Origin of the sequence: Phenylobacterium sp., from assembly GCF_041920015.1 — a bacterium.
In the GTDB taxonomy this organism is placed as follows: domain Bacteria; phylum Pseudomonadota; class Alphaproteobacteria; order Caulobacterales; family Caulobacteraceae; genus Phenylobacterium.
Genome location: NZ_JAYRST010000005.1, coordinates 1 through 12007 on the forward strand (window position 1 = coordinate 1; position 12007 = coordinate 12007).

The following is a 12007-nucleotide window of genomic DNA, read 5'->3' on the forward strand; positions in this document are numbered from 1 at the left end:
TGCTTTAGCCGGCAAAAGAAAGCGGCTCCCCGAAGGGAGCCGCCATAACCGCCTAGAGCGCGTTAGGGCGAAGTGTGGGCGGTTCGCCCTAACGCGCTCTACATGCTTGATTTAGAACCCTTTTCAACGGGTTTGGTGATTCCACCAAACCCTAAAGGGCTCTAGCGGTCCTTCTCCATGCCGCCGACCGCGGCCTGGGCGGCGGCGAGGCGGGCGATGGGGACGCGGAAGGGCGAGCAGCTCACATAGTCGAGGCCGACCTTCTCGCAGAACTCGATGGAGGCCGGGTCGCCGCCATGCTCGCCGCAGATGCCGAGCTTGACGTTCGGACGAGCCGCGCGGCCGCGTTCGGCGGCGATGCGGATCAGGTCGCCGACGCCGTCCTGGTCGAGGCTGACGAAGGGGTCCTTCTCGAAGATGCCCTTTTCCAGATAGGCGCCCAGGAAGCGGCCGGAGTCGTCGCGGCTGATGCCGAAGGTGGTCTGGGTCAGGTCGTTGGTGCCGAAGGAGAAGAACTCGGCGTTTTCGGCCAGGTCGCCGGCGCGGATGGCCGCGCGCGGCAGCTCGACCATGGTGCCGACCTGATATTCGATCTCGCGGCCGCGTTCCTTCAGCACCGCCTGGGCGGTGCGGTCGGTGAGCTGGCGCAGGTAGCGCATCTCTTCACCCTTGGCGACCAGCGGGTGCATGATCTCCGGGATCGGGGCGGCCTTGCCGCCTTCGGCGATCTCGCAAGCCGCCTCGAAGATGGCGCGGACCTGCATCTCGTAGATCTCGGGATAGGAGACGCCCAGGCGGCAGCCGCGGTGGCCGAGCATGGGGTTGGTCTCGTGCAGCTCCTTGGCCCGGCGCATCAGCTTGGCGGCGTCAAGGCCGGTGGCGTCGGCGACGGCCTGGAGATCGGCCTCGGTATGGGGCAGGAACTCGTGCAGCGGCGGGTCGAGCAGGCGGATGGTGACCGGCAGCCCCTCCATGATGGTGAAGAGCTCGACGAAGTCGTTGCGCTGCATCGGCAGGATCTTGGCCAGGGCGGCCCGGCGGCCGGCCTCGTCGTCGGCCAGGATCATCTCGCGCACGGCGGCGATGCGGTCCTCGTCGAAGAACATGTGCTCGGTGCGGCAAAGGCCGATGCCCTCGGCGCCGAACTGGCGGGCGGTGCGGGCGTCCAGCGGGGTTTCGGCGTTGGCGCGGACCTTCAGGCGACGGGCCTTGTCGGCCCACTGCATGAGGGTGGCGAAGTCGCCGGTCAGCTCTGGCTCGATCATCTTGACCGTGCCGGCCAGCACCTCGCCCTTGGAGCCGTCGATGGTGATGATCTCGCCGGCCTTGAAGGTGCGGCCGCGGACGCGGAATTCGCCGGCCTTGGCGTCGATCTGCATTTCGCCGGCGCCGGAGACGCAGGGCCGGCCCATGCCGCGGGCGACCACGGCGGCGTGGCTGGTCATGCCGCCGCGGGCGGTGACGATGCCGCGCGCCGCGTGCATGCCGTGGATGTCCTCGGGGCTGGTCTCGTCGCGGACCAGGATCACCGCCTCGCCGCTCGTGCCCAGGCGCTCGGCCTCGTCGGAGTTAAAGACGATCATGCCGGTGGCCGCGCCGGGCGAGGCCGGCAAGCCGGTGGTGATGACGTCGCGCGGGCTGGCCGGATCGATGGTCGGGTGCAGGAGCTGGTCGAGGCTGGCGGGCTCGACCCGCATGATCGCCTCTTCCTGGGTGATGAGCCCTTCGCTGGCCAGGTCTACGGCGATCTTCAGCGCGGCCTTGGCGGTGCGCTTGCCGTTGCGGGTCTGGAGCATGTAGAGCCGGCCCTGCTCGACCGTGAACTCGATGTCCTGCATGTCGCGATAGTGCTTTTCGAGCTTCTCGACGACGGCTTTGAACTGGGCGAAGACCTCGGGTAGCGCCTCTTCCATCGAAGGCGACTTCTCGCCCATCTCCTCGCGGGCGATCTTGGTCAGGGCCTGGGGCGTGCGGATGCCGGCGACGACATCCTCGCCCTGGGCGTTGATGAGGAATTCGCCGTAGAGGCGGGCCTCGCCCGTGGACGGGTTGCGGGTGAAGGCGACGCCGGTGGCCGATGAGTCGCCCATGTTGCCGAACACCATCGACTGCACGTTGACGGCGGTGCCCCAGCTTTCGGGGATGTCGTGCATGCGGCGATAGAACTTGGCGCGGTCGTTCATCCAGCTCGCGAACACGGCGCCGATGGCGCCCCAGAGCTGGGCGTGCGGGTCCTGCGGGAACGGCTTGCCGAGCTCCTGCTCGACGGCGGCCTTGTAGTCGGAGACGACGCGTTCCCAGTCCTCGGCCGAAAGCGCGGTGTCGACGGTGACGTCGAGGCGTTCCTTATGCTCGTCGAGGATCTCCTCGAACATGTGGTGGTCGAGGTCGAGCACCACATTCGAGTACATCTGGATGAAGCGGCGGTAGCTGTCGAAGGCGAAGCGGCGGTCGCCCGAAAGCTTGGCCAGGCCCGCGACGGTCTCGTCGTTGAGGCCGAGGTTGAGGACGGTGTCCATCATGCCCGGCATGGAGGCGCGGGCGCCCGAGCGGACCGAGACCAGCAGCGGATTGGCCGCGTCGCCGAAGGTCTTGCCGGTGATCTGCTCGACCTTGGCCAGGCCCGCGGCGACCTGCTCCTTCAGCTCGGCCGGGTACTGCTTCTCGTTCGAGTAGTAGTGGACGCAGGCCTCGGTGGTGATGGTGAAGCCGGGCGGCACCGGCAGGCCGAGCGACGACATCTCGGCGAGGTTCGCCCCCTTGCCGCCCAGCAGGTTCTTCATCGAGGCGTCGCCGTCCGCGCCGCCGCCCCCGAAGGCGTAGACCCAGCGCGACTTGGTCAGCGTATCGGTCGACATATCCTTCTAGGCCTCCTTTAGCCCGTCACTTGCGAGAAGTCCGCGACCCGTTCCATGAGGTCGCGAACCTGCACGAGAAGACGCAGGCGGTTATCACGTTCCGCCGCGTTTTCAGAGTTCACCAAAACCGCCTCGAAAAAGGCGTCTACCGGCGCACGCAGTCCCGAAAGGGCGCGCATGGCCCCGGCGAAGTCTTCCTGCTGCAACGCCTGAGCCACGGAGGGCTCGGCCGCTTCGAGGGCGGCGATGAGAGCCCCCTCCTCGCCCGGCGCGCCAGGCATGGCCACGGCGGGACCGGCGGGCAGCTCGCCCTTCTTTTCCTCGGCCTTGAGGATGTTGCCCGCGCGCTTGTAGCCGGCCAGCAGGTTCTGGCCGTCGGCGCCGGAGAGGAAGCCGTCGAGCGCTTCGACCCGGGCGACGATGCGCACCAGGTCGTCATCGCCGAGCGCGAACACCGCATCCACCAGGTCGTGGCGCTTGCCCTGGTCGCGCAGGGCGACCTTCAGGCGGTCGGCCATGAAGCCCAGCACCTCGTCGGCGACCACGGGATAGGGGCGGAACTGATACTGGACCTCGCCTTCCGGCGCATCGCCCGCGGCGGCCGAGCGGTCGAAGCGGATGTCGAAGTCCTCGGTCGTGGAGACGACGTAAGGGACGCCTTCCAGCAACGCGTCCTCGAACTCCTCGACATAGGTCTGGAAGACTTCCGAGGGCTGGCGATAGGCCGGGCCGAGATAGCCGGTGGTGCGGCGGGTCGAGACGTAGAGCGCGCGGCCCGGATCGACGTAGCAGCGCAGCGAGCGATACCAGTCGGCGACCAGTTCGCGGATCGGGGCGCGGGCCTCCGAGCCCAGCAGGATGCGGATCACGCCGAGCGCGGCGCGGCGCATGGCGTAGGGGTCGCGCGAGCCGGTCGGCTTTTCGTCGATCGCGAAGAAGGCCGTCAGGGTGTCGAGCTTCTCGGCGATGGCCAGCGCCATGGTGATGGGGGTGTCGGGCGCCTCGTCGCCCGCGCCCACCGGCTTGTAGTGATCGCGGATGGCGTCGGCGACGACGTTGCTGATCTTTTCCTCGCGGGCGTAGTAGCCGCCCATCAGGCCCTGCAGCTCGGGGAATTCGCCGACCATGCCGGTGGCGAGGTCGGCCTTGCAGAGATGGGCGGCCAGCACCGCCTTGGCCGGATCGGCGCCGACGCGCGGGGCGATGGCGCGGGCGAGCAGCTCCAGCCGCTCCACCCGCTCGGCCAGGGTGCCAAGCCTGGCGTGGAAGGTGACTCCGGTCAGTTTCGCAAGACGATCCTCCAGGGTGATCTTGCGATCCTCGTCCCAGAAGAAGCGGGCGTCGTTCAGGCGGGCCGACAGCACCTTGGCGTTGCCGCGGGCGATCTCCTTGCCGCCGTCGGGCGCCTCGATATTAGCGACGGTGATGAAGTGCGGGGCGAGCTTGCCGCCCTCCTCGCCGGCCGGGCGGACGGCGAAATACTTCTGATGGGTGCGCATGGAGGTGCGGATCACCTCGGGCGGCAGGTCGAGGAAGGCGGGGTCCATATCGCCCATCACCGGGGTCGGCCATTCGGCCAGGCCCGAGACCTCGTCCAGCAGGCCGTCGTCGTCGACCAGGTCGAGATTGCGCGCAAAGCAGAGGGTGCGCGCCCCGTCCATGATGCGGTCCTTGCGCTCCTCGACGTCGAGGATGACGAAGTGTGCGGCCAGCTTGTCGCGGTACGAGTCGAAGTCCTTGACCTTGAAGGGCTTGCCCGAGCCCATGAAGCGGTGGCCCTCGGTCACGTCGCCGGCCTCGATCCCGTCGACGTTCAGCGGCACGACCTGGCCGTCGAACAGGAAGACGATCCGCTTCAGCGGGCGCACCCAGCGCAGGGTCCCCGTCCCCCAGGTCATCGACTTGGGCCAGGGGAAATTGCGGATCACCTGGTCGAGGATCTCGGCGACGATCTCGGTGGTCGGACGGCCCTTGCGATGGATATGGGCGAACCAGACGCCGTCCTTTTCCACGAGCTGGTCGCGGGAAAGGCCGGTGGAGCGCAGGAAGCCTTCGATGGCCGCATCCGGCGCGCCGACGCGCGGACCCTTGCGTTCCTCGTGGCGGTCGCCCTGCGCGGCCGGCAGGCCCTCGGCCACCAGGGTCAGGCGGCGGGGGCCGGCGAAGGTCTTGAGGCCTTCGGGCAACAGGCCCTGCTCGGCCAGGCGCTCGCGCACCATGCGGTCGAGGTCGCGCGCAGCCTGAGCCTGCATGCGCGCGGGAATCTCTTCGGAGAACAGTTCGATCAGAAGCTGGGGCATGGTCAGGCCTTCACCGCCTCGGCGGAGACGCTATTTCCCCCCTCGTTCTCCACCCAGGCTTCGGCGCACATGCGGGTGAGGTCGCGGATGCGGCCGATATAGCTCTGGCGTTCGGCCACGGCGATGGCGCCGCGGGCGTCCATGAGATTGAACAGGTGGCTGGCCTTCAGCACGTGATCGTAGGCCGGCAGCACGGTCCGCTGGCCCTGCGGCCCCCTGCCCTCCAGCAGGCGCGGCACCTGGCGCTCCATATCCGCGAACTGCCGCTTCAGGGTCTCGACGTCGTAGAGGTGGAAGTTGGCCTCCGACTGCTGGCGCTCGTTCTCCAGGAAGACGTCGCCATAGGTCATGGGCAGCGGGCCGTCCGGATCGTTGAAGGCCAGGTCGGTGAAATGGTCGACGTTCTGCAGGTACATGGCCAGGCGCTCGAGACCGTAGGTCAGTTCGCCGGCGACCGGCGAGACGTCCAGGCCGCCCACCTGCTGGAAATAGGTGTACTGGGTGACTTCCATGCCGTCGCACCAGACTTCCCAGCCGAGGCCCCAGGCGCCCACGGTCGGGTTTTCCCAGTCGTCCTCGACGAAGCGGATGTCGTGCAGGCGGGTGTCGAGGCCGATCGCCTCCAGGCTGCCCAGATAGAGCTCCTGCAGGTTGTCGGGGTTGGGCTTCAGGATCACCTGGTACTGATAATAGTGCTGCAGGCGGTTCGGGTTCTCGCCATAGCGGCCGTCGGCCGGGCGGCGCGAGGGCTGGACATAGGCCGCGCGCCACGGCTTGGGGCCCAGGGCGCGAAGCACCGTGGCCGGATGCAGGGTGCCCGCGCCCACCTCGACGTCGTGAGGCTGCAGAATCACGCAGCCCTGGCGGCTCCAATAGTCATGAAGCTTCAGGATAAGACCCTGAAACGAAAGCGGCTTGTCGGATGGCATCGAGCTGGTTTCGCAGGCGCAAAAAAAGTCGGCGGACCATAGGGCCCGCCGACCTTCGCTTCAAGGCGGAATGGCTGCCTCTAGTTACCCGCAGCCTTGCTGCGTTTGCCTGCGTGGGACAGGGGCGCGTACTTGGCCCGGTTCTCGGGCGTATCGGCGACCGGGCCGTTGGTCACGGTGGCCGTGGTGACGGTGGCCGAGGCCGGAACGCCGGCGGCGACGGCGTCGGGGCTGGCCGGGCCTGTGGTTTCCGATCCGGCCGCCGGCGGCGGCGCGGCCATGGAGTCGGTCGGCGGATTGACGGCGGTGTCCGGCGCCGGGGGTGCGGACATGTCGCTGTGGGTCTGGGCCGGAGTCCGCTCCTGGGCGGAAGCATCCTGGGCGTGGGCCGCGCCGGCGAGCAAGGCGGTCGCCGCGGCGGCGGTGAGCAGGGTCCTGATCATCTTCGTCCTCGTCTCAATCTCAAGGCGGCCCGGCAAGCCAGGCTGCGTGAGGTTCAAGCGCCCGGCGTGCGGCTTGGTTCCCCACCACGGGAGGGGGTCCGACGGTGCTGGAGGGGTGTTTCGCCCGATTTTTGGGCGCCGCGAGCCCCAGGCGCCCATGCTTTGCGCGGGCGCCGCATTTTCGAGCGCCAGCGGCGTACAGGCCGCCCGCCATGCGGCTCCCTCCCCCTAGCGTCGCCTTGTCGTCGGCGGGCGCCAGCCGCCCCGCCCGGCGCAGACGGACCAATCGAAGGGCGCATCCCTGGCTGAAGGGCTCGCGCGGGAGCAGGCGATGAAACTGATCATGGCGATCGTCAAACCCTTCAAGCTGGACGACGTGCGCGAAGCGCTCGTGGCGGCCGGCGTCGAGGGGCTGACGGTCTCGGAAGTGAAGGGCTACGGCCGCCAGAAGGGCCAGACGGAGATCTACCGGGGCGCAGAGTACCAGGTGAACTTCGTGCCGAAGGTGAAGCTGGAGGCGGTGGTCGACGACAGCGCCGCCGGCAAGGCCGTGGAGGCCATCAAGGCCGCGGCGGCCACCGGCAAGATCGGCGACGGCAAGATCTTCGTCCTCGACGTCGAGGAAGCCGTGCGGATCCGGACCGGGGAGTCCGGCTCGGCTGCGCTGTGACGCGCGCCGGACATAGAGAATCAAGGGGATTGCGACAGATGAAAAGAACAGGATTCACCAAGCTGGCGGGACTGGCGAGCCTGGCGATCGGGGCGGCGATGCTCGCTCCGGCGGCCTTCGCCCAGGACGCCGCGCCAGCGCTGGACAGCGGCGACACCGCCTGGGTGCTGACTTCGACAGCCCTGGTGCTGATGATGACCATTCCGGGCCTGGCCCTGTTCTACGGCGGCATGGTCCGCCGCAAGAACGTGATCGCCACGGTGGCCCAATCCTTCGCCATCGCCTGCGTGATCTCGGTGGTGTGGATGGTCGCCGGCTATTCGCTGGCCTTCGGCGCCAACCCCAACGAGGGGCTGAACGCAGTCATCGGCGGGCTGGGCAACGCCTTCCTGGGCGGGGTGACGATGGAGAGCACCAACGGTCTGGCCGCGACGATCCCGGAATCGGTGTTCGTGATGTTCCAGATGACGTTCGCGATCATCACCCCGGCGCTGATCGCCGGCGCCTATGCCGAGCGCATCAAGTTCTCGGCGGTGCTGGTCTTCACGGTGCTGTGGTCGCTGCTGGTCTATGCGCCGACCGCGCACGCGGTGTGGGGCGGCGGCTTCCTGGGCGGGGCCGGCGTGCTGGACTTCGCCGGCGGGACCGTGGTGCACATCAACGCCGGGGTCGCGGGCCTGGTCTGCGCGCTCGTACTCGGCCGCCGCAAGGGCTACGGCTCCGAGAACATGGCGCCGCACAACCTGGTGCTGACCATGATCGGCGCCAGCCTGCTGTGGGTCGGCTGGTTCGGCTTCAACGCCGGCTCGGCCGTGGCCTCCAACGCGCTGGCCGGGGTGGCGATGCTGAACACCCAGGTCGCGACCGGGGCGGCGGGCGTCACCTGGATGCTGATCGAATGGGTCGAGCGCAAGAAGCCCGGCATGCTGGGCCTGGCCTCGGGCGCGGTCGCCGGCCTGGTGGCCATCACCCCGGCCGCCGGCTTCGTGAACCCGCAAGGGGCGCTGATCGTCGGCCTGGCCGGCGGGGCGGCGGGCTATTTCGGCGCGGTGTGGCTGAAGCGGCTGCTGAAGTACGACGACAGCCTGGACGCCTTCGGCGTGCACGGCCTGGCCGGGATCGCCGGCGCCCTGCTGACCGGCGTGCTGGCCGACCCGAAGGTCAACAGCCTGGGCGAAGGCGCGAGCCTCCTCACCCAGATCTACGGCGTGGCGGTGACCATCGGCTTCACGGCGATCGGGACCTTCATCCTGCTGATGATCGTCAAGTACACGATCGGCCTGCGGGTTGGCGACGAGGCCGAGGTCGAAGGCCTGGACATGTCGCAACACGGCGAAGCCCTGCACGGCTGACGGCCGCGCTCTGGGGAGCGCTCTGGGGGGAGCGGAACAGGGGTCCCATACGGGGCCCCTGTTCTCGTTTGGGCTCAGGCTTCGGGCCAGGGACCGCCGAGGCGGCAGCGGGCGACCCACCAGTCGGGGCGCAGGGCGCCAAGCTGCTCGGCCAGGGCGTTGGCCTCCAAGTCGCCGGGGCAGATGGCGAAACAGGTGGCGCCCGAACCGGACATGCGGGCGAACAGCACCTGCGGCTCGGCGCGCAGGACGGCGAGCACGTCGCCGATGGCCGGCGCCAGGGCGATGGCCGGCGCCTCCAGGTCGTTGCGCGTGAAGCCGAGCCAAGCGGCCAGTTCCTCGACGCTCTCGAAAGCCTCGGGCGTCGGCGGGGGCGTCACGTCGCCGAAGGCGCCCGCAGCGTCGAAGGCGCGATAGACCGCGGGGGTCGAGACCTCGACGCGGGGATTGACCAGCACCGCCTCGATCGGCGGCAGGCCAGGCGCCGGCGACAGCCGCTCGCCCCGCCCTTCGGCGATGACGGGAGAAGCCCGGAAACAGGCCGCGCCGTCGGCGCCCAGCGAGGCGGCGATCTCCTCCAGCCCCGCCTCGTCCACCGGCAGGCCCCAGGCGTCGCGGATCAGGCGCAGGGCCGCCCCGGCGTCGCTGGAGCCGCCGCCGAGGCCGGCGGCCACCGGCAGGGCCTTGTCCAGCAGGACGCCGACCGGCGGCTGGGGGCCGCGGGCCTTGGCCAGCAGCGCGCGGGCCGCGCGCAGGACGAGGTTGTTCCCCTCCCCCGCCAGATCGGCCGCGAAGGCGCCGTGGACGCGGACCGACAGCACGTCGGCGTCGTGCAGGGCCAGGCGGTCGCCGACATCGGCGAACACCATCAGGCTGCACAGCGGGTGATAGCCGTCGCCACCCGGCGCGCCGACATGCAGGAAGAGGTTGATCTTCGCCGGGGCGAAGGCGGTCAGGCGCATGGGACCGCTAGTTCCCGGCGACCTTGGGCGCGGCCGACGGGCCCTTCGGCCCCTGGCCGGAGGCGAGCTTTTCGTCGACGTCGGCCTTGATCTTGGCGTCGGGCGCCAGGGTCAGGACGCGCTTCCACTGGTACTCGGCCTCGATCCGCCGCCCGACCCGCCAGTAGGCGTCGCCAAGGTGGTTGTTGATCTCCGGGTCGCCGGCCTCCAACTCCACCGCCTGTTCGAGCAGTTGCACGGCCTTCTTGTAGTCGCCGAGCCGGTAGTGGGCCCAGCCGAGCGAATCGACCATGGCCCCGGACTGCGGATTGGCGGCGACCGCGCGCTCGACCATGCCCAGGGCCTCGGCCAGGTGCTCGCCGCGGTCGATCCAGGTGTAGCCGAGATAGTTGAGCAGTTCCGGCTCGTCGGGCCTGATCTTCAGCGCCGCCTTGAAATCGTCCTCGGCCTGCGGCCAGCGGCCGGAGCGCTCATAGGCGACCCCGCGCATATAGAGCAGCCGCCAGTCGGGAGACGGCGTCTCGGCGATCAGTCCGCTCATCATCTCGGCGGACTCGGCGTAGCGGTCGTTGGCCCGAAGCAGGTCGGCATAGGTGATGCGGGCCTCGCGATCGCCGGTGGCGGCCGCCTCCTGCGCCATCTTCAGCGCCACGTCCGGCTGCTTGGCGTTCTGGTAGCTCCAGGCGAGCTTGGTGCGGGCGCTGCTGAACTCCGGCGCGCCGGGCCTGGGCTTCATATAGGCCTGCCGCGCGCCTTCGACGTCGCCGGCCGCCTCCATGATGTCGCCGACCATCAGCCAGGCCTCGTTTCGGTTTGGATCGAGGCGCAGGGCCAGGCGCAGATAGGCCAAGCCGAGCTGCTGCTGCTTGGCCGCCAGCATGGCCGCGGCCGGGGCGATCAGCACCTGGGCCGCGCCCTCGCGCAGGGTCGGGGGCGGCGGGGCGGGCTTGCCCGCGGCGGCCCGCGCCTTGGCCAGGGTCAGGGATTCGCTGAGCGGCTGGGCGGCCAGGCCGCGGTCGTAGAGGGCGACGGCTTCGGGACGGCGGCCGCGCCGCTCCAGGAAGCCGCCATAGGCGAGGACGGCGATGTCGCCGGGCGTCTCGCCGCCGGTCAGGGCCTTGAAGTCGGTCTCGGCCTCGTCATAGCGGCGCGCGCGTTCGTAGAGATAGGCTTGGCCGAGCTGGCCGAAATAATCGACCACCCGGTCGCCGCGCATTTCGGGCCGCACCAGCGAGCCTTCGCGGTCGCCGGCCATGGCCGCGGCCCAGGGGCTGAGCAGGGCCGCGACGCCACGGTGCGGAAAGCCGATCGACTCGCCGGCGAGCAGGGCGTGAGCGTCCTTGCCCTTGTTGACGGCCATGAGTTCGACGGCCTGGACCACCCTGCCCAGGCGCTTGGTCGCTTCGGAGGCCTCGGGACCGTCGGGGGCCAGAGCCGCGGCCTTGGTGATGTCGCCGGCCAGGACGGCGGCGGTGAAGGCGCGGTCGCGCAGCATGTCGCTGGCTCCGCCCTCGATCTCGGCGCGGGCGAAATAGGCGGCGGCCTCGGCCCCGGCGCCGTCATTCAGCGCCCCCTGCCCGGCGAGGAAGGCCCCATAGGCCGAGCCGCCCATGCCAAGCTGGGTCGGCGGGGTCCAGGACAGCTCCTGCCGCGGCGCGGTCGCGCAGGCGGACAACATGACGAGCGGGGCGATGGCGACAAGCAGACGGCGCATGGGCCGACCCTTGCGGCTTTCCACGGCGAGTTCAAGGCGGCAGGGCGCGGCGGGATTGGATTCGTACGCTTCGGGCCTATGCGACCCTGAGAGGCTGGATCGCCTCAATGGCTTCGCGATTAGCCAGGGCCGCCTTGGACAGGTCGTGCGCAGCCTGCAGGTTCAGCCAGAAGTCCGGCGTGGTCCCGAAGACCCGGCCGAGGCGCAGGGCGGTGTCGGCGGTGACATCCTGCTGTTCGCGCACGAGGCGTTCGATGCGCTGGCGCGCCTCGCCAAGGCCCATGGCCTTCGCCAGACGACCGGCCGTGAGCCCATAGGCGGGCATGTAGTCCTCGCGCAGGTGTTCGCCGGGATGCGGAGCCGGCGCGGCGAACCGAGTATAGTCGTGGGCCATGCTGTCCTCCGTCAGTGATAGTCTACGAACTCGACCAGTTCCGGGCCTTGCGGTCCCCAGACGAAGCAAACGCGGTACTGATCGTTGACGCGTACCGACCATTGCCCATCGCGATCGCCCTTGAGGGCTTCCAGACGATTGCCCGGCGGAGCGCGCATGTCTTCGACCACAACGGCTGCGTCCAACTGAAAGAGCTTCCGACGGGTCGCTGCGAGAAGATTCGCGGGGAAGCGGCGCGGCGACCGCCCTTCGAACACCTCCTTGGTCACTTCGTCCCGGAAGCTCTGGATCATCATGTCTCCGGCGAGCTTGTACCATGATATGGTACATATATCCATGGGAGATGTCGACGCCGCCCGCTCCCACGACATGATCGCCGCTGCGA

Annotated in this window: 10 protein-coding genes; 2 read left to right on the forward strand and 8 right to left on the reverse strand. The window is 69.4% G+C overall.

What is annotated here, in order from left to right:
* Positions 1–161: 161 nt before the first annotated feature.
* The 4 genes from ppdK to ACE3TL_RS02065 all read right to left on the reverse strand — a co-directional run bounded on the left by ppdK (position 162) and on the right by ACE3TL_RS02065 (position 6530).
* Positions 162–2858: a pyruvate, phosphate dikinase gene (ppdK, locus tag ACE3TL_RS02050; RefSeq protein WP_374576985.1), complete on the reverse strand. Its 2697-nt coding sequence runs from the start codon at positions 2856–2858 to the stop codon at positions 162–164.
* A gap of 17 nt (positions 2859–2875) precedes the next feature.
* Positions 2876–5158: a glycine--tRNA ligase subunit beta gene (gene glyS / locus ACE3TL_RS02055; protein WP_374576986.1), complete on the reverse strand. Its 2283-nt coding sequence runs from the start codon at positions 5156–5158 to the stop codon at positions 2876–2878.
* A gap of 2 nt (positions 5159–5160) precedes the next feature.
* Positions 5161–6087, reverse strand: coding sequence for a glycine--tRNA ligase subunit alpha (locus tag ACE3TL_RS02060; RefSeq protein WP_374576987.1), 927 nt, complete (start codon positions 6085–6087; stop codon positions 5161–5163).
* 80 nt (positions 6088–6167) lie between these two features.
* Positions 6168–6530 (reverse strand): hypothetical protein, encoded by a 363-nt coding sequence (locus tag ACE3TL_RS02065; RefSeq protein ID WP_374576988.1) that lies wholly within the window; start codon positions 6528–6530, stop codon positions 6168–6170.
* Between the two features lie 331 nt (positions 6531–6861).
* On the opposite strand from ACE3TL_RS02065, the gene ACE3TL_RS02070 reads away from it, so the two are divergent.
* A complete protein-coding gene (locus ACE3TL_RS02070) occupies positions 6862–7200 on the forward strand; it encodes a P-II family nitrogen regulator (protein WP_374576989.1) in 339 nt (112 codons plus the stop codon).
* Positions 7201–7238: 38 nt separating this feature from the next.
* Positions 7239–8552: an ammonium transporter gene (locus tag ACE3TL_RS02075; RefSeq protein ID WP_374576990.1), complete on the forward strand. Its 1314-nt coding sequence runs from the start codon at positions 7239–7241 to the stop codon at positions 8550–8552.
* A gap of 74 nt (positions 8553–8626) precedes the next feature.
* Here the strand turns inward: ACE3TL_RS02075 and ACE3TL_RS02080 are convergent, their stop codons facing one another.
* The 4 genes from ACE3TL_RS02080 to ACE3TL_RS02095 all read right to left on the reverse strand — a co-directional run bounded on the left by ACE3TL_RS02080 (position 8627) and on the right by ACE3TL_RS02095 (position 11918).
* Complete coding sequence (locus ACE3TL_RS02080; protein ID WP_374576991.1) at positions 8627–9514, reverse strand: 4-(cytidine 5'-diphospho)-2-C-methyl-D-erythritol kinase; 888 nt, start codon at positions 9512–9514, stop codon at positions 8627–8629.
* A 7-nt stretch (positions 9515–9521) separates the two neighbouring features.
* Positions 9522–11228 (reverse strand): tetratricopeptide repeat protein, encoded by a 1707-nt coding sequence (locus tag ACE3TL_RS02085; RefSeq protein WP_374576992.1) that lies wholly within the window; start codon positions 11226–11228, stop codon positions 9522–9524.
* 76 nt (positions 11229–11304) lie between these two features.
* Positions 11305–11622: a HigA family addiction module antitoxin gene (locus tag ACE3TL_RS02090; RefSeq protein ID WP_374576993.1), complete on the reverse strand. Its 318-nt coding sequence runs from the start codon at positions 11620–11622 to the stop codon at positions 11305–11307.
* 11 nt (positions 11623–11633) lie between these two features.
* A complete protein-coding gene (locus tag ACE3TL_RS02095) occupies positions 11634–11918 on the reverse strand; it encodes a type II toxin-antitoxin system RelE/ParE family toxin (RefSeq protein ID WP_374576994.1) in 285 nt (94 codons plus the stop codon).
* Between the last annotated feature and the right edge of the window lie 89 nt (positions 11919–12007).

Coding starts and splice junctions, on each gene's coding strand:
- ACE3TL_RS02065 (WP_374576988.1), bottom strand. CDS start 6,530: ATGATCAGGACCCTGCTCACCGCCGCCGCGGCGACCGCCTTGCTCGCC.
- ppdK (WP_374576985.1), bottom strand. CDS start 2,858: ATGTCGACCGATACGCTGACCAAGTCGCGCTGGGTCTACGCCTTCGGG.
- glyS (WP_374576986.1), bottom strand. CDS start 5,158: ATGCCCCAGCTTCTGATCGAACTGTTCTCCGAAGAGATTCCCGCGCGC.
- ACE3TL_RS02085 (WP_374576992.1), bottom strand. CDS start 11,228: ATGCGCCGTCTGCTTGTCGCCATCGCCCCGCTCGTCATGTTGTCCGCC.
- ACE3TL_RS02070 (WP_374576989.1), top strand. CDS start 6,862: ATGAAACTGATCATGGCGATCGTCAAACCCTTCAAGCTGGACGACGTG.
- ACE3TL_RS02080 (WP_374576991.1), bottom strand. CDS start 9,514: ATGCGCCTGACCGCCTTCGCCCCGGCGAAGATCAACCTCTTCCTGCAT.
- ACE3TL_RS02095 (WP_374576994.1), bottom strand. CDS start 11,918: ATGATGATCCAGAGCTTCCGGGACGAAGTGACCAAGGAGGTGTTCGAA.
- ACE3TL_RS02075 (WP_374576990.1), top strand. CDS start 7,239: ATGAAAAGAACAGGATTCACCAAGCTGGCGGGACTGGCGAGCCTGGCG.
- ACE3TL_RS02060 (WP_374576987.1), bottom strand. CDS start 6,087: ATGCCATCCGACAAGCCGCTTTCGTTTCAGGGTCTTATCCTGAAGCTT.
- ACE3TL_RS02090 (WP_374576993.1), bottom strand. CDS start 11,622: ATGGCCCACGACTATACTCGGTTCGCCGCGCCGGCTCCGCATCCCGGC.